The organism is Enterobacter sp. 940_PEND, assembly GCF_001059415.1.
Classification (GTDB): Bacteria; Pseudomonadota; Gammaproteobacteria; order Enterobacterales; family Enterobacteriaceae; genus Enterobacter; species Enterobacter cloacae_M.
This window is the reverse complement of record NZ_JUMS01000128.1, coordinates 13,910-29,598: the sequence shown is the minus strand read 5'-3', so window position 1 is coordinate 29,598 and position 15,689 is coordinate 13,910. Positions and strand designations below refer to the sequence as shown.

At 60.1% G+C, this 15,689-nt stretch carries 13 protein-coding genes; 3 read left to right on the top strand and 10 right to left on the bottom strand.

The window, feature by feature from the left end:
* Positions 1 to 182: 182 nt before the first annotated feature.
* Positions 183 to 2,198, bottom strand: coding sequence for an excinuclease ABC subunit UvrB (gene uvrB, locus ADJ24_RS19045; protein WP_023310850.1), 2,016 nt, complete (start codon positions 2,196 to 2,198; stop codon positions 183 to 185).
* Positions 2,199 to 2,950: 752 nt separating this feature from the next.
* Between uvrB and ADJ24_RS19040 the strand changes: the two genes are divergently transcribed.
* Positions 2,951 to 3,673: an ABC transporter ATP-binding protein gene (locus ADJ24_RS19040; protein ID WP_023310849.1), complete on the top strand. Its 723-nt coding sequence runs from the start codon at positions 2,951 to 2,953 to the stop codon at positions 3,671 to 3,673.
* Here ADJ24_RS19040 and bioD read toward each other — a convergent pair.
* From bioD to bioB, 4 genes are read right to left on the bottom strand one after another with little or no spacing between them, the layout of a single operon-like run.
* Positions 3,636 to 4,337 carry a dethiobiotin synthase gene (gene bioD / locus ADJ24_RS19035; RefSeq protein WP_023310848.1) on the bottom strand — a complete coding sequence of 234 codons (702 nt, stop codon included), beginning with the start codon at positions 4,335 to 4,337 and terminating at the stop codon, positions 3,636 to 3,638. The genes ADJ24_RS19040 and bioD overlap by 38 nt on opposite strands.
* Positions 4,330 to 5,085 (bottom strand): malonyl-ACP O-methyltransferase BioC, encoded by a 756-nt coding sequence (gene bioC, locus ADJ24_RS19030; protein ID WP_023310847.1) that lies wholly within the window; start codon positions 5,083 to 5,085, stop codon positions 4,330 to 4,332. The genes bioD and bioC overlap by 8 nt, the downstream gene beginning before the upstream one ends.
* Positions 5,069 to 6,226: an 8-amino-7-oxononanoate synthase gene (gene bioF / locus ADJ24_RS19025; RefSeq protein ID WP_023310846.1), complete on the bottom strand. Its 1,158-nt coding sequence runs from the start codon at positions 6,224 to 6,226 to the stop codon at positions 5,069 to 5,071. The genes bioC and bioF overlap by 17 nt, the downstream gene beginning before the upstream one ends.
* The gene (gene bioB, locus ADJ24_RS19020; protein WP_023310845.1) at positions 6,223 to 7,263 is read right to left on the bottom strand and encodes a biotin synthase BioB; all 1,041 of its coding nucleotides are present in this window, start codon (positions 7,261 to 7,263) and stop codon (positions 6,223 to 6,225) included. The genes bioF and bioB overlap by 4 nt, the downstream gene beginning before the upstream one ends.
* A gap of 86 nt (positions 7,264 to 7,349) precedes the next feature.
* On the opposite strand from bioB, the gene bioA reads away from it, so the two are divergent.
* Positions 7,350 to 8,639 (top strand): adenosylmethionine--8-amino-7-oxononanoate transaminase, encoded by a 1,290-nt coding sequence (gene bioA / locus ADJ24_RS19015; RefSeq protein ID WP_074177255.1) that lies wholly within the window; start codon positions 7,350 to 7,352, stop codon positions 8,637 to 8,639.
* Positions 8,640 to 8,687: 48 nt separating this feature from the next.
* On the top strand, positions 8,688 to 9,164 hold the full coding sequence (locus ADJ24_RS19010) for a kinase inhibitor (RefSeq protein ID WP_008501131.1): 477 nt from the start codon (positions 8,688 to 8,690) through the stop codon (positions 9,162 to 9,164).
* A 98-nt stretch (positions 9,165 to 9,262) separates the two neighbouring features.
* Here the strand turns inward: ADJ24_RS19010 and hutH are convergent, their stop codons facing one another.
* The 5 genes from hutH to hutI form a co-directional block, all read right to left on the bottom strand.
* Positions 9,263 to 10,783: a histidine ammonia-lyase gene (gene hutH / locus ADJ24_RS19005; RefSeq protein ID WP_023310843.1), complete on the bottom strand. Its 1,521-nt coding sequence runs from the start codon at positions 10,781 to 10,783 to the stop codon at positions 9,263 to 9,265.
* The gene (gene hutU, locus ADJ24_RS19000; protein ID WP_023310842.1) at positions 10,783 to 12,468 is read right to left on the bottom strand and encodes a urocanate hydratase; all 1,686 of its coding nucleotides are present in this window, start codon (positions 12,466 to 12,468) and stop codon (positions 10,783 to 10,785) included. The genes hutH and hutU overlap by 1 nt, the downstream gene beginning before the upstream one ends.
* Positions 12,469 to 12,595: 127 nt before the next feature.
* Positions 12,596 to 13,330, bottom strand: a complete 735-nt coding sequence (locus ADJ24_RS18995) for a histidine utilization repressor (protein WP_023310841.1) — start codon at positions 13,328 to 13,330, stop codon at positions 12,596 to 12,598.
* A gap of 19 nt (positions 13,331 to 13,349) precedes the next feature.
* Complete coding sequence (gene hutG / locus ADJ24_RS18990; protein ID WP_048703381.1) at positions 13,350 to 14,288, bottom strand: formimidoylglutamase; 939 nt, start codon at positions 14,286 to 14,288, stop codon at positions 13,350 to 13,352.
* A complete protein-coding gene (hutI, locus tag ADJ24_RS18985; protein ID WP_023310839.1) occupies positions 14,285 to 15,508 on the bottom strand; it encodes an imidazolonepropionase in 1,224 nt (407 codons plus the stop codon). The genes hutG and hutI overlap by 4 nt, the downstream gene beginning before the upstream one ends.
* Positions 15,509 to 15,689: the final 181 nt, after the last annotated feature.

Below are 15,689 nucleotides of genomic sequence, written 5' to 3'. Positions count from 1 at the left end.
AGCCCGCCCTCTCGGCGCATCCCTGCGCCTCGCCCCGGCCTGCAGGAAACACCTCAGCGATTTACAGCCGGACCAGAGCATCGCTGATAGCCTTCAATCGCTCTGAAACAACGTTATTGCTTCTGTTCAAAAATTACTGGGGATCCCTCTCCCACGGGGAGAGGGAGAAAACAACGCTTTACTCACGATGCCGCGATGAAAAGATCCCGCAGCTGATGAAGCTGGTCGCGGATCTGCGCCGCCTCTTCGAACTCCAGATTCTGCGCGTGCTGCATCATCTGCCCTTCCAGCTCATGGATTTTCTGCTGCAGCGCTTTCGGCGTCAGCACGACGGTATCCTCTTCCACCACTGAACGCGCCTTGCCGCGACCTTTCGCTTTGGTTTTGGCAATGTTCTGACCCAGCGCCAGAATATCCACCACCTTCTTGTTCAGCCCCTGCGGGATAATGCCGTGCTCTTCGTTGTAGCGCTGCTGTTTCTCGCGGCGGCGCTCCGTTTCGCCAATCGCTTTCGCCATCGACGGGGTGATTTTGTCACCGTACAGAATCGCTTTCCCGTTGACGTTACGCGCGGCGCGGCCGATGGTCTGGATCAGGGAGCGTTCAGAACGCAGGAAACCCTCTTTGTCCGCATCCAGAATCGCCACCAGCGAGACTTCCGGCATATCCAGACCTTCTCGCAGCAGGTTGATCCCCACCAGCACGTCAAACTCGCCCAGACGCAGATCGCGGATAATCTCCATGCGCTCCACGGTGTCGATATCCGAATGCAGATAGCGCACCTTCTCGCCGTGCTCTTCGAGATACTCGGTGAGGTCTTCCGCCATACGCTTGGTGAGCGTGGTCACCAGCACGCGCTCGTTGATGGCGGAACGGGCGCGGATCTCTGAGAGCAGATCGTCCACCTGCGTAGCCACTGGACGAACTTCAATAATCGGGTCGAGCAACCCGGTCGGACGCACAACCTGATCGACAACGTCTTCACCGGATTTCTCCAGCTCGTAGTTGCCCGGCGTGGCCGAGACGTAAATGGTTTGCGGCGCTAATGCCTCAAATTCTTCAAACTTCATCGGACGGTTATCCAGCGCTGACGGCAGGCGGAACCCGTACTCTACCAGCGTCTCTTTACGCGCCCGATCACCGCGGTACATCCCGCCGATCTGCGGGATCGTGACGTGGGATTCGTCGATCACCAGCAAACCGTCTGCCGGAAGGTAGTCAAACAGCGTCGGCGGCGGCTCGCCCGGCCCGCGCCCGGAGAGGAAGCGCGAGTAGTTTTCAATGCCGGAGCAATAGCCCAGCTCGTTCATCATCTCAAGGTCAAACTGGGTACGCTGGCTCAGGCGCTGCTCTTCCAGCAGCTTATTGTTCGCCAGCAGCACCTTACGGCGCTCGGCCAGCTCCACTTTGATTTCTTCCATCGCCTGCACGATACGCTCGCGCGGCGTCACGTAGTGCGTTTTCGGGTAGATGGTGAAGCGCTGGATCACTGATTCAATGTGTCCGGTCAGCGGGTCGAAGAGCGACAGGCGTTCAACCTCTTCGTCAAACAGCTCGACGCGCAGCGCCATATCGTCCGATTCCGCCGGGAAGATGTCGATCACCTCACCGCGTACGCGGAAGGTGCCGCGCTGGAACGCCTGATCGTTACGGGCATACTGCAGCTCCGCCAGACGGCGAACGATGGCGCGCTGGTCGATAATCATCCCCTGCGTCAGGTGCAGCATCATCTTGAGATAGAGATCCGGATCGCCCAGACCGTAGATCGCGGAAACCGACGCGACGACGACCACATCGCGACGCTCCAGAAGCGCCTTCGTGGCCGACAGACGCATCTGCTCGATGTGTTCGTTCACCGAGGCATCCTTCTCGATGAAGGTGTCAGAGCTCGGTACGTAGGCTTCAGGCTGGTAGTAATCGTAGTAGGAGACGAAATACTCCACCGCGTTTTCCGGGAAGAACTCTTTCATCTCGCCGTAAAGCTGCGCGGCCAGGGTTTTGTTGGGTGCCAGCACCATCGTTGGGCGCTGGAGATCCGCAATCACGTTGGCTATGGTGAACGTTTTACCCGAGCCGGTTACCCCCAGCAGCGTCTGGTGCGCCAGCCCGTCTTCCAGCCCCTCTTCCAGACGACGGATCGCCTCAGGCTGATCGCCAGATGGACGGAAAGCAGAATTCAATTTGAACGGTTTACTCATGGGCGACAACCTGATGACGTTATAAGCGGCAGGTGAGTAATTTTACTCGTTGTTGCCAGGAATGCCAGTAAAAAACACTGGATGAAAAACCAGTAGCATGTCAGGATATTTAGCATAGCGCCTGAATGATTAGCGCGATAGCGGCCAAAATTTGGACTGTGACAATATAAAACACCAGTCAGGTCAGGTTATCCCCAGAACTTTTTCTTTTTTAACATTTGTCAAGCCAAGTAATGATAGTTTTGTGGCAACGGGTGACACTTTCATGACGGGAATTGCTTTTATCTAAGCAATTAAATAATAAACGATATTTTCTAAAGCCGCGTTTCGCGCCAATTTGGGCGTAAGCCGCGTCTTCTCTCGCTTATCGCGTGTTTTCTAACTCTAATGCACATGGTTATCCACAGGAATAGTGGATAACTGCTTCCAGCCCATGCAGACTGGCGCTCGGCAAATTCCCGGTTTTTCCCACGAGACCGCAGTAAAAAAATTTTATAGCTATTTTTTGATGATTAACAGTTGCGTCATTCATAACCAACCGATGGGATCTTGCTCACATTTTCATCATTTCGGGTTCTGCACCACAACTCACCACCTCCAGCACCGTCGATGTGCAATTCCCTTTTTTCTCAGCCCCTCTCTGGTGACTTATTCCTAAAAAAGCCGTTTTTTTGAACACTTTTCGGTTTCTGGCAGGGGTTTTGCAGATTCAAACCCGAGCCTCACCTACACACATTTTTAAGGAGAAAAAGATGTTGAGTCTGCGTGCTGTGAATCAGTTTTACGGAAGCCAACATACGCTATGGAACGTGAATTTGGATTTTCCGCAAGGGATGTGTACAGGCGTCGTTGGCCTGCCGGGGATGGGGAAAACCACCCTCATGAATTGCATCGCCGGGAGAGTGCCCGTTGAAAGCGGCAGCATCATCTGGCATGAGGCGGGCGCGCCGCCGCGCGACTTGCTTAACCTGCCGCCAGAACAGCGCTCAGGACCGGGGATAGGCTATGTCCCGCAGGACAGGCGGATCTTCTCCCAGTTAACGATTGAGGAGAATCTGCATATCGCCATGCGGGCGATGGGGAAACCCAACCCGGAGGCGAAAAATGACGTTTACGACCTGTTTCCGGCGCTCTACGCATTGCGACTGGCCCGTGCGAACACGCTCTCTCCGGACGACCAGTACCAGCTGGCGCTGGCTAATGCGCTGGTGAACCGTCCGCACCTGCTGATCCTCGATGAGCCTCTGCACGGCGCAGGACACAGCTTCGCCCAGAAGCTGGGGCAGCTGCTGGTGCGCTTAAACCGGGAGTTTGGTATGACGGTGCTATTAGCGGAGCAGCAGCTGTCGTTTATCCGCCGGGTTGCGGACCGCTTCTGCATGCTCTATCGCGGGCGTAACGTGGCGCAGGGCCACGTTAACGAGCTGGATGACGAGCTTATCGCGCACTGGATGTCGCGGGAAGCAAGACGCTGAGATCGAGATAACGCCCGGTGTCGGCATTTTCCACGCCGTCAGCAAGCCAGGGAATTTCCCCGAGGCACGGGGCGGGAAGTACTCGCCTGAGCGTCGCCAGATACTCCTGGTGTCGTTTCCCCGGCGCAACCACGTCGTTGGCTATCCAGCCCGCCAGCGTCACCCCGGCCTGCTGGACGGCCTGCGCGGTCAACATGGCGTGATTGATGCAGCCCAGCCTGACGCCGACGACCAGAATGACGGGAAGCTGCTCGGCCTGCACCCAGTCAGCAAACGTCTGCGTGTCCGAAAGCGGCGTAAACCAGCCGCCTGCGCCTTCCACCAGCACCCAGTCGGCCTGGCTTTCCAGCGTCCGTAACCCGGCTGACAGCACGGTGAAATCAATCGGACGACCTTCGTCAGCGCTGATGATGTGCGGCGAGGTCGGCTCGGCAAAGGTGTACGGATTCACCGCTGAATAGGCAAGCTCACGCGTGCTGTTACGCTGGAGCGCCAGCGCGTCGGTATTGCGTAACCCTTCCGCCGTCATCTCGCTGCCGGAAGCAACCGGCTTATATCCGGCGGTGTTTTTCCCAAGCTTTCGCGCCGCCTGCAGCAGCGCCGAGCTGGCCACCGTTTTTCCCACTTCCGTATCCGTTCCGGTGACAAAATAACGTTCACTCACGTTCGATAATCCCATGAAAAAGTTGATAAGAGAGCGGGAAATGTCCCCGCTGCTGAGGCCAGGCCAGCTCCAGACGCTGCAGCTGGCCCCGGGTGAGCGGTTTTTTCTCCCGTCCGGCGTGCAGGTGCGTGGCGCCGATGCCCTTCAGCGAACGCATGGCGCTGAACGCATCGCCAAAATTGAGGGTGATGGTCTGCACCGTGCTGCGGTAGCGCCAGCCTGCCAGCGCCTGCGTCACCTGCTCATGCGATAAAAAGCGGTTAGCGTGCGGCTGCTCATCCACCGCTTTCCACGCCTGATTTAGCTCCGGCAGCGAGCTTTCCAGCAGGGTGGTAAAGGCCACCTTCCCGCCCGGTCGCGCAACGCGATAAAGCTCGCGTAAGGCCTGCGCCAGACTGCTGCACCACTGAACTGCCAGATGGCTCCAGACCAGATCGAACTGCGCATCCGCCAGCGGGATCGCCTCGATATCCGCCAGCAGATAGCGATCCGCTGCCTGCCTCTGACGCGCCTCGTCGAGCATCTGGTCCGAGAGGTCGATAGCCGTCACCTGGCTTCCCGTCCCGCGCCAGTAGCGGCTGTTGCTGCCGGGACCACATCCGGCGTCCAGCACCTGCGGAAAGCGGTTCTCGCCAAGCGCGGCCAGAAGCCCCTGCGCGCTCAAACGCTGCAGCTCATCGTGCTGCGAATAGCTCTGCGCGGCCCGACCAAATGCCGCCGCGACGGCCTGTTTATTCACCGGCATCATGGAGCGCCTCCAGCAGCGTCTGGATATCCCGAGCCTCATGCGCCGCCGTCAGGGTTAAACGCAGCCGCGCGGTGCCCGGCGGGACCGTTGGCGGGCGAATGGCTGTAACCCACATGCCGCGCTCGCGCAGCGCCTGTGCCAGCGCCAGCGCGCGGCCGTTTTCGCCGACAATCACCGGCTGGATGGCGCTCTGCGAATCGGGGCTGTGGAAGGGCAGCGCCGCTAGCCCCTTGCGGAAGCGGGAGATATGCTCTGCCAGCCGCTGACGACGTTCATCCCCTTCCGCGCTGCGGATCACCGCCAGCGACGCAGACAGCGCCACGGCCTGCGCCGGAGGCATGCTGGTGCTGTAGATCAGGTGCCGGGCAAACTGCAGCAGATAGTCGGCGACGGACTCGCTGCACAGCACGGCGGCGCCGCTGACGCCAAAGCCTTTGCCGAAGGTGACGATCAGCAGCTCCGGCTTTACGTTTTGCTGATGCGCGCTGCCGCGACCTTCGCCACCCATTACGCCAATGCCGTGGGCATCGTCAACCAGCAGCCAGGCGTTTTGCCGCTTTGCGGCCTCGTGCAGCGCGGCAAGCGGCGCGCTGTCGCCGTCCATGCTGAACACCCCTTCGGTGACCGCCAGCTGCTGTCCGTCGCAGGGTTTATCCAGCAGCGCGGCGAGCTGCCCCGCATCGTTATGGGCAAAGCGGCGCAGCTGCGCCGGGCTTAAATTTGCCGCCTCCAGCAGCGAGGCGTGGCTCAGGCGGTCAGCGACAATACGGTCCTCTTTTCCCATCAGGGCGGTAATGACCGCCTGGTTGGCGGCAAAGCCGGAGATGAACAGCAGCGCGCGCGGGTAGCCGAGCCAGTCGGCAAGCGCCTCTTCCAGCGCCTGATGCGCCGTGGTGTAGCCGCTGACGTGTCCCGAGCCGCCGCTGCCCACGCCAAACCGCTCCGCACCCTGCTGCCAGGCGCGGATGATGGCAGGATGCTGGCTCAGCCCGAGATAGTCGTTGCTGGAGAAATTACAAAACTGCCGCCCCTCGCGGGTAAGAAAACGGCCCGCGCCGTTTTCCACCACCCTGCGAACGCGAAACGCCTCTGCCGCCCGGCGTTCGTCCAGCGCGGTATTAATGCGTGCCTGCCAGGTCATACGGCTGCCGCGTTGTAGAACTGGTCGGTGTCGGCGTTGAAAATCTGCTGCTCCAGCTGCTGCTGTTGCTCGTTATCGCCCTTCAGCACCTCGGTCTGATGCGGGTTAAGCCCCAGTTTGCGGAACAGCTGAACGTCTTTGTCCTCTTCCGGGTTCGGCGTGGTCAGCAGCTTGCAGCCGTAGAAGATGGAGTTGGCTCCGGCCATAAAGCACATCGCCTGGGTCTGCTCGTTCATCTGCTCGCGACCGGCAGAGAGGCGCACGAAAGAGGTCGGCATCATGATGCGCGCCACCGCGATGGTGCGAATAAAATCAAACGCATCCACGTCGTCGTTATCCGCCAGCGGCGTTCCCTTAACCTTCACCAGCATGTTGATCGGCACGCTTTCCGGCGGGGTCGGCAGGTTTGCCAGCTGCAGCAGCAGGCCCGCGCGGTCTTTCACCGTTTCGCCTAAGCCGACAATACCGCCCGAGCAGACCTTGATCCCCGCGTCACGCACTTTATCCAGCGTGTCCAGACGCTCCTGATAGGTCCGCGTGGTGATGATGTTGCCGTAAAACTCCGGCGAGGTGTCGAGGTTGTGGTTGTAGTAGTCCAGCCCTGCGGCGGAGAGGCGCTGCGCCTGCTCCTCGTTTAATGTGCCGAGCGTCATACAGGCTTCGAGGCCCATCTCCTTCACGCCCTTCACCATCTGCTCCAGATACGGCATGTCGCGGTCGTGCGGGTTCTTCCACGCCGCGCCCATGCAGAAGCGGGTCGAGCCGGCGTTTTTCGCCTTGCGAGCGGAGTCGAGCACCTGCTCCACTTCCATCAGCCGTTCGGATTCGAGACCGGTTTTGTAGCGCGCGCTCTGCGGGCAATATTTGCAGTCTTCAGGACAGGCACCGGTTTTGATCGACAGCAGCGTGCTGACCTGAACATGGCGCGGATCGAAGTGCTGACGATGCACCTGTTGGGCTTCGAACATCAGCTCAAGGAAAGGTTTGTTGAATAATTCAGTGACTTGCGACATCGTCCAGCGTGCGTGGTGAGCCATCGGGCTTCTCCAAAGGGTTTTGTTAATTTTCGGTTCGGTCTATACTCGTAAACCTAAAACTTTTCAAAATGGTTTACAAGTCGATTATGACCCAGGACGATCTCGCCTTCGACAAGCAGCATATCTGGCACCCTTACACTTCCACTACCCGCCCTCTTCCCGTTTATCCGGTGGCCTCGGCCCACGGCTGCGAGCTGCACCTCGCCAGCGGCGAACAGCTCGTTGACGGGATGTCTTCGTGGTGGGCGGCCATTCACGGGTACAACCACCCGCGCCTGAATGCGGCGATGAAGGCGCAGATTGACCAGATGTCGCATGTGATGTTTGGCGGAATCACCCATCAGCCCGCGGTGGATTTATGCCGTCGCCTGGTGGCGATGACGCCTGAATCGCTGGAGTGCGTGTTCCTGGCCGATTCCGGCTCCGTGGCGGTGGAAGTGGCGATGAAAATGGCGCTGCAGTACTGGCACGCGAAGGGTGAAACGCGCCAGCGCTTCCTCACCTTCCGCAACGGCTATCACGGGGATACCTTCGGGGCGATGTCGGTGTGCGATCCGGACAACTCCATGCACAGCCTGTGGAAGGGCTATCTGCCGGAAAACCTGTTTGCCCCTGCCCCGCAGAGCCGTTTCGACGGCGAGTGGAACGAGATGGACATGGTCGGCTTCGCGCGGCTGATGGCGGCGCATCGCCATGAAATCGCCGCCGTGATCCTGGAGCCGATTGTGCAGGGCGCAGGCGGAATGCGGATGTACCATCCGGAATGGCTGAGGCGTATTCGCAAGATGTGCGACCGCGAGGGCATTCTGCTGATTGCCGATGAGATCGCCACCGGCTTTGGCCGCACCGGCAGGCTGTTTGCCTGCGAACATGCGGGCATTGCGCCGGATATACTGTGTCTGGGCAAGGCGCTGACCGGCGGCACCATGACGCTCTCCGCCACGCTCACGACCCGCCAGGTGGCCGACACCATCAGCGACGGCGAGGCCGGCTGCTTTATGCACGGCCCGACGTTTATGGGCAACCCGCTGGCCTGTGCGGTAGCGAGTGAAAGCCTCGCCATTCTGGAGAGCGGCGAGTGGCGGACGCAGGTGGCGGCGATTGAGGCGCAGCTGAAAGAGGAGCTGAGCGCCGCCTCTGGCGCAAATTTCGTGGCAGACGTGCGCGTGCTGGGCGCCATCGGCGTGATTGAAACCACCCATCCGGTGAATATGGCGGCGCTGCAGCGCTTCTTCGTTGAGCAGGGCGTCTGGGTGCGGCCTTTCGGCAAGCTTATCTACCTGATGCCGCCGTACAGCATTACGCCAGAGCAGCTGCGTAAATTAACCGACGCGGTTGTAACAGCCGTTAACATTCCCGCGCATTTCACGATGTAACCCTATGCATTACACTTGCTGAACGAGCGATCAACGAGGGTAAACCGTATGAAAATCATCAGTAAAGATCTGCGCGACGGTGAAAAACTACCGGAACGCCACGTATTCAACGGCATGGGCTATCAGGGAGACAATATCTCCCCGCACCTGGCGTGGGACGAGGTTCCGGCCGGAACAAAAAGCTTTGTCGTGACCTGCTACGACCCGGATGCGCCGACCGGCTCCGGCTGGTGGCACTGGATTGTGGCGAACCTGCCTGCCGACACGCGCGTCCTGCCGCAGGGTTCAGGTTCAGACCTGGTTGCCCTGCCTGAAGGTGCCATTCAGACGCGCACCGATTTTGGTAAAGCGGGCTACGGCGGCGCGGCGCCGCCAAAAGGGGAAACCCACCGCTATATCTTCACGGTGCACGCGCTGGATGTGGAGAAGATTGAGGTCGATGAAGGGGCGAGCGGCGCGATGGTAGGGTTTAACGTGCATTTCCATTCGCTGGGCAGCGCGTCGATTACGGCGATGTATTCATAATAGTGCGGGCTGATGCCCTCACCCCGGCCCTCTCCCACAGGGAGAGGGTGAAAACCGGGCAATTCCCTCTCCCTGTGGGAGAGGGTGAGGGCAAAAAATCACAGCACCGAAGGTAACAGTCCTACAAGGCTTCCCTCTTCCAGAAGCTGCATCGCCTTATCAATATCCGGCGCAAAAAAGCGGTCGTCATCGTAGTGCGATACGTGCTCGCGCAGCACATGACGCGCCTGCTCCAGCAGCGGGCTGGATTTTAGCCCTTCACGCAGATCGACACCCTGACATGCCGCCAGCCACTCCACCGCCAGCACGCCGCGGGTGTTGGAGGCCATTTCCCACAGACGACGCCCGGCAGCCGGCGCCATCGAAACGTGATCTTCCTGGTTCGCTGACGTTGGCAGGCTGTCCACGCTGTGCGGGTGCGACAGGGCTTTGTTCTCGCTCGCCAGCGCCGCCGCGGTCACCTGGGCAATCATAAAGCCCGAGTTGACCCCGCCGTTACGCACCAGGAACGGCGGCAGCTGGGACATATGTTTATCCATCATCAGCGCGATGCGGCGCTCGGACAACGCGCCGACTTCGGCAATCGCCAGGGCGATATTATCCGCCGCCATTGCCACCGGCTCGGCATGGAAGTTGCCCCCGGAGACCACCTCGTTTTCCTGGGCGAACACCAGCGGGTTATCGGACACCGCGTTGGCCTCCACCAGCAGCACTTCTGCCGCCTGGCGCAGCTGCGTCAGGCACGCGCCCATCACCTGCGGCTGGCAGCGCAGGGAATAGGGATCCTGCACCTTTTCACAGTTGTGGTGTGAATCCGCGATCTCGCTGGTGTCGGTAAGCACGTGACGGTACATCGCGGCGACATCAATCTGCCCGCGCTGACCGCGCACCTCGTGGATGCGGGCATCAAACGGGCGACGCGAGCCCAGCACGGCTTCGGTGGTCAGCGCACCGCACACCACCGCTGAGGCAAACAGATCTTCCGCTTCAAACAGGCCGCGCAGCGCGAAAGCGGTCGATGCCTGCGTGCCGTTCAGCAGCGCCAGCCCCTCTTTCGCCGCCAGGGTGATCGGGTTTAACCCGGCTTTTTTCAGCGCCTCTTTCGCAGGAAGCCACTCGCCCTGCCAGCGCGCTTTGCCTTCCCCCAGCAGCAGCAGCGACATGTGCGCCAGCGGCGCAAGATCGCCGGAGGCACCGACGGAACCTTTTGCCGGGATCCACGGATAGACTTCCGCATTGACCAGCGCCATCAGCGCCTGAATCACGCTCAGTCGAATGCCGGAGAAGCCGCGGGCCAGGCTGTTGATTTTGAGCACCATCATCAGACGGACAATCTCATCATCCAGCGGCTGACCCACGCCCGCCGCGTGTGACAGCACCAGCGAACGCTGTAAGTTTTCCAGATCGTGTGTCGCGATGCGGGTCTGCGCCAGCAGGCCAAAGCCGGTGTTAATCCCGTAGGCGGTGCGCCCTTCGGCAACGATGGCTTCGACGCAGGCGACGCTGTCGTTAATGGCGGCATGGGCACTTGCATCCAGCGAAAGGGTGACCGGCTTGCGCCAGACGTTACGCAGCTGCTTGAGCGTCAGCGAGCCGGGAGTGAGTGTTAATGCGTTCATTAATGCTTTCCTTGTGTGGCAGGGATCATCGGCAGGTTAAGGCCCTGCTCTTTGGCACAGTCAATGGCAATTTCGTAACCCGCATCCGCGTGACGCATCACGCCGGTTGCCGGGTCGTTGTGCAGTACGCGAGCGATACGCGCGGCGGCTTCATCGGTTCCGTCGCAGACGATGACCATCCCGGAATGCTGGGAGAAGCCCATCCCCACGCCGCCGCCGTGGTGCAGCGACACCCAGGTCGCGCCGCTGGCGGTATTCAGCAGAGCGTTCAGCAACGGCCAGTCGGAGACCGCATCCGAGCCGTCGCGCATGGCTTCGGTTTCGCGGTTCGGGCTGGCGACGGAGCCGGAGTCCAGGTGGTCGCGGCCGATGACGATCGGCGCGGAAACCTCACCGCTGCGCACCATTTCGTTGAAGGCGAGGCCGAGTTTTTGACGCCACTCCAGCCCTACCCAGCAGATACGCGCCGGCAGGCCCTGGAAGTTAATGCGCTCGCGGGCCATGTCCAGCCAGTGGTGAAGATGTTCGTCATCAGCGACGATCTCCTTCACTTTGGCGTCGGTTTTGTAGATATCCTCCGGGTCACCGGACAGGGCAACCCAGCGGAACGGACCGATGCCGCGGCAGAACAGCGGGCGAATATAGGCAGGAACGAAGCCCGGGAAGTCAAAGGCGTTATTCACGCCCATCTCTTTCGCCATCTGGCGGATGTTGTTACCGTAGTCAAAGGTCGGAATGCCCATCTGGCTGAAGGCCAGCATCGCTGAGACGTGTTCCGCCATAGAGCGTTTCGCGGCAAGCACCGTACCTTCCGGGTCGGTCTCCGCTTTTTGCTGATATTCTTCCCACGACCAGCCTTTTGGCAGATAGCCGTGCAGCGGGTCATGGGCGCTGGTCTGGTCGGTGACCAGATCCGGGCGCACGCCGCGGGCGACGAGTTTAGGAAGAATGTCCGCCGCGTTGCCGCACAGGGCAATCGACACCGCTTTGCCTTCGGAGGTGTATTTTTTGATGCGCGCCAGCGCATCGTCCAGATCGGTTGCCTGCTCATCGACGTAGCGGGTGCGCAGACGGAAATCAATGCGGCTCTGCTGGCACTCAATGTTGAGCGAGCATGCGCCGGCAAGCGTGGCGGCCAGCGGCTGCGCGCCGCCCATGCCGCCGAGACCCGCGGTCAATACCCAGCGGCCTTTCAGTGAGCCGTTGTAGTGCTGGCGACCGGCTTCCACGAAGGTTTCGTAGGTGCCCTGCACGATCCCCTGGCTGCCGATGTAGATCCAGCTCCCCGCGGTCATCTGGCCATACATCGCCAGTCCTTTTGCGTCCAGTTCGTTGAAGTGTTCCCAGGTGGCCCAGTGCGGCACGAGGTTAGAGTTAGCGATCAGCACGCGCGGCGCGTTTTTGTGCGTTTTGAACACGCCAACCGGCTTGCCGGACTGCACCAGCAGGGTTTCGTCGTGTTCGAGTTCGGTCAGGGATTTTACAATTGCGTCATAGCATTCCCAGTTGCGCGCGGCGCGGCCTATGCCGCCGTAGACCACCAGCTCGTGGGGGTTCTCCGCCACCTCAGGGTCGAGGTTGTTCATCAACATGCGCAGCGGGGCTTCGGTGAGCCAGCTTTTGGCGGTAAGCGTGGTGCCGCGCGCGGCGCGGACGTCCTGCTGGCGGTATTTACCTGACGACATTGTGTGCTCCTCATAGGGGACAGATGATGCATTTAGATATACTTGTATAGACAAGCACACACAAGGTCAGATTTAACAAAAAAGATACAATTTTGTTATATTGCGTTAGCGATCACGCTTATAAAACTTATGACATGAAGTGGCCCTGCAGCCGGTAGCGATTCCCCGGGAAAAGCAGCCGGGCATGCGACACAATGTGCGACGAGGACCAGGTACGGCGGCGGATCAGCAGGCACGGATCGTGCTCTTTAATGCGCAGCCTTTCGCACTCCTGCGGCGTGGCGCGCACGGCCTCCACAATGTGCTCCCCTTCAGTCAGCGGTGCGACGAGCGAGAGATAGGCATGCGGCGTGGTCTGGGTGTAATCCTGGTTCAGATAGTCCGGTATCCGCTCAGCGTTAACGCAGCGATCTTCAATCTGCACCGGAATGTCGTTTTCGAAATGCACCATCACGGAGTGGAAGATGCGGCTTCCCTCCTTGACGTTAAGCTCTGTGGCCTGCTCGGCGCTGGCCTGGGTCTCTTCGAGCACCAGCACCTCACAGCGGTGCTGATGATTACGCGCGGCTATCTCGTCCGCAATGCTGCGGATTTCAAACAGCGCCGACTGTCCTTTCGGTTCCGCCACAAACGTCCCCACGCCCTGTAGGCGCACCAGAAGCCCTTCGTCGGTCAGCTCGCGCAGCGCCCGGTTGACGGTCATCCGGCTAAAACCAAACTGTGCCACCAGCTCGGCCTCCGAAGGAATGCGATCGTGCGGGCGCCAGACGCCGGTAGCGATTTTTTCGCTAATTGCCTGCTTCACCTTTTCATAGAAAGGCGCGGGAGGGCTCGACTGCGGCAGAGGTGAGCGTGAAAACATCGTGACTCCTTGAATAGTGTTATGCCCACCAGTGAGCAATTTGCCAGGCCAGGCGGGCGGCGAGCTTAGCGCCCTGCCCGTCCCGATCGTACTGCGGGTTAAACTCTACCAGATCGGCGGCCTGTAGCTTACCGCTGCGGCAGATTTGTTCGATAACCGGGAGAAGATCCAGCGCCGGTATGCCTAACGCAGCCGGTGCGGACACGGCAGGCATTTCGCTGGCGGGCAGGACGTCCAGATCGATCGTCAGATAGATACGTTCGGCCTGCGCCAGCACCCTTTCCAGGGCGGATAGCGCATCGCGCCTGAAATGGAGATCTTCCACCAGCGTGACGTTCAGGCGTTCGGCCTCATCCCACAAAGCCTGCGTGTTCGCCGCCCGGCTCACGCCAAGGCAGGCGTAGTGAAATTCCCGCCCGCGCTCATCGCAGTAGCGCGCCAGCTGGCGAAACGGGGTGCCGGATGTGGCCCGGTCGGCCTTGCGCAGATCGAGATGGGCATCAAGGTTGATAATGACAACCCGCTCGCTCGGGAAGGCGTCCAGCACGCCGCGACCGTGCGCCCACGCGGTTTCGTGCCCGCCGCCAAACACCAGCGTGCGCATCCCGGACTGCTGACAGGCCGTGACGGCATCGCTTAACGCCTGCTGTGCCGCTTCCAGCTCGTGGCCTTCAACGTACACCGAGCCCATATCCGCCAGCCGGTCATGTCCCTGATGGCTTGCCATATTTGCCAGCGCTTTTCGCAGCATATCCGGTGCCTGCACGGCGCCGGGCCTGCCCTGATTGCGTTTTACCCCTTCATCACATTCAAAACCTATCAGCGCAATGCCGGATGAAAGCGGCGTGAACTGCCCCTGCTGCTTTATCGTCTGAAAAATGCGCTTTGCGCTGCTGGCCTCGGCGCTGTCATCGCGCCCCTGCCAGACGGTTTCGGCTACAGGCCGCCATAACTTCATACTGCCTCCCCACGGAAAATACGTTGATACAGCGGGTTGCGTCCCGGCTCGTAGACCATCTCTACCGGATGATGAGCATCCCAGACGATAAAATCGGCGACAAACCCTGCCCGCAGCTGCCCGTGGGTTGCGCCACGGCCCAGCGCCTGCGCGGCATGGCGCGTGACGCCAGCCCAGGCTTCCTCGGGCGTCAGGCCAAACTGGACGCAGGCCATGTTCATCGCCAGGTGCAGGCTCGCAAATGGGCTGGTGCCGGGGTTATAGTCGGTGGCGACCGCCATCGGCACGCCCTGTTTTCTGAGCTGTTCCACCGGCGGACGCTGGCGCTCCTGCAGAAAATAGAACGCGCCCGGCAACAGGACGGCAACCGTGCCGCTTTGCGCCATCGCCTGAACGCCTGCGTCGTCGAGATACTCAATATGGTCGGCGGAAAGGCCCTTATACTGGCTGACCAGCGCCGCGCCGCCCTGATTCGACAGCTGTTCGACATGCCCTTTCACCGGGATACCCAGCGCGGCGGCGGCCTTGAAGAGGCGTTCGGTTTGCGACGGGGTAAAGCCGACGTTTTCACAAAACACGTCGACTGCTTCATATAACTCTTTTTGCCACAGCGTGGGCAGTATCTGCTCACAGACCAGCGTGAGGTACGCATCAGGATCCTGCCGGTATTCCGGCGGAACCGCATGGGCCGCCAGCAGCGTTGGGCTGATATCGATCGGATTATTGAGGCCCAGCTGGCGGGCAACCTGCAGCATTTTCTCTTCGGCCTCGGCGTTGAGCCCGTATCCCGATTTGATTTCAACGGTCGTCACGCCTTCATTCATGAGACGCTGGAGCCGCTGCTGCGCCAGTTTCAGCAAGGTTTCGGCTGAACTGCTGCGCGTCGCCGTCACGGTCGCGTTAATCCCGCCCCCCTGGGCGCTGATGGTTTGATAAGAGACGCCGTTCAGACGCTGCTCCCACTCCGCCGCGCGGTCGCCACCAAATACCAGGTGGGTGTGGCAGTCAATCAGGCCAGGCGTGACCAGACGTCCCTGAAGATCGACACAGTGACGGTGTCCGGAAGGAATGTCAGATTCAGGGATCGCGGCCAGAATAGTGTGGCCGCGCACGACCAGGGCGTGTTGCTCTTTCAGTCCATAAGGCGCAGGTACGTCCGGAGCCATCGTAGCCAGTCGCGCATTTCGCCATATTACATCGTCGGGATGAATCTGCTGCATGGGGCATTCCACTTGTCTTAGGTTGTATAGACATTTATTTGCATCCACCGTCTACTGTCAACCGCCTTGACTGAAAATGTTATTTATTTGTGATCACTTACCTGCCGCTCCGGGGCTAAAAATGCAACTTTTACCCTTTTTATCTTCCCGTTTCGCTCAACTTAGTATAAAAAAGCAGGCT

Bases quoted from the DNA above. Each gene is read 5' to 3' on its own strand.
- uvrB (WP_023310850.1), bottom strand. From the start codon at position 2,198: ATGAGTAAACCGTTCAAATTGAATTCTGCTTTCCGTCCATCTGGCGAT.
- ADJ24_RS19040 (WP_023310849.1), top strand. From the start codon at position 2,951: ATGTTGAGTCTGCGTGCTGTGAATCAGTTTTACGGAAGCCAACATACG.
- bioC (WP_023310847.1), bottom strand. From the start codon at position 5,085: ATGATGCCGGTGAATAAACAGGCCGTCGCGGCGGCATTTGGTCGGGCC.
- bioF (WP_023310846.1), bottom strand. From the start codon at position 6,226: ATGACCTGGCAGGCACGCATTAATACCGCGCTGGACGAACGCCGGGCG.
- bioB (WP_023310845.1), bottom strand. From the start codon at position 7,263: ATGGCTCACCACGCACGCTGGACGATGTCGCAAGTCACTGAATTATTC.
- bioA (WP_074177255.1), top strand. From the start codon at position 7,350: ATGACCCAGGACGATCTCGCCTTCGACAAGCAGCATATCTGGCACCCT.
- ADJ24_RS19010 (WP_008501131.1), top strand. From the start codon at position 8,688: ATGAAAATCATCAGTAAAGATCTGCGCGACGGTGAAAAACTACCGGAA.
- hutH (WP_023310843.1), bottom strand. From the start codon at position 10,783: ATGAACGCATTAACACTCACTCCCGGCTCGCTGACGCTCAAGCAGCTG.
- hutU (WP_023310842.1), bottom strand. From the start codon at position 12,468: ATGTCGTCAGGTAAATACCGCCAGCAGGACGTCCGCGCCGCGCGCGGC.
- ADJ24_RS18995 (WP_023310841.1), bottom strand. From the start codon at position 13,330: ATGTTTTCACGCTCACCTCTGCCGCAGTCGAGCCCTCCCGCGCCTTTC.
- hutG (WP_048703381.1), bottom strand. From the start codon at position 14,288: ATGAAGTTATGGCGGCCTGTAGCCGAAACCGTCTGGCAGGGGCGCGAT.
- hutI (WP_023310839.1), bottom strand. From the start codon at position 15,508: ATGCAGCAGATTCATCCCGACGATGTAATATGGCGAAATGCGCGACTG.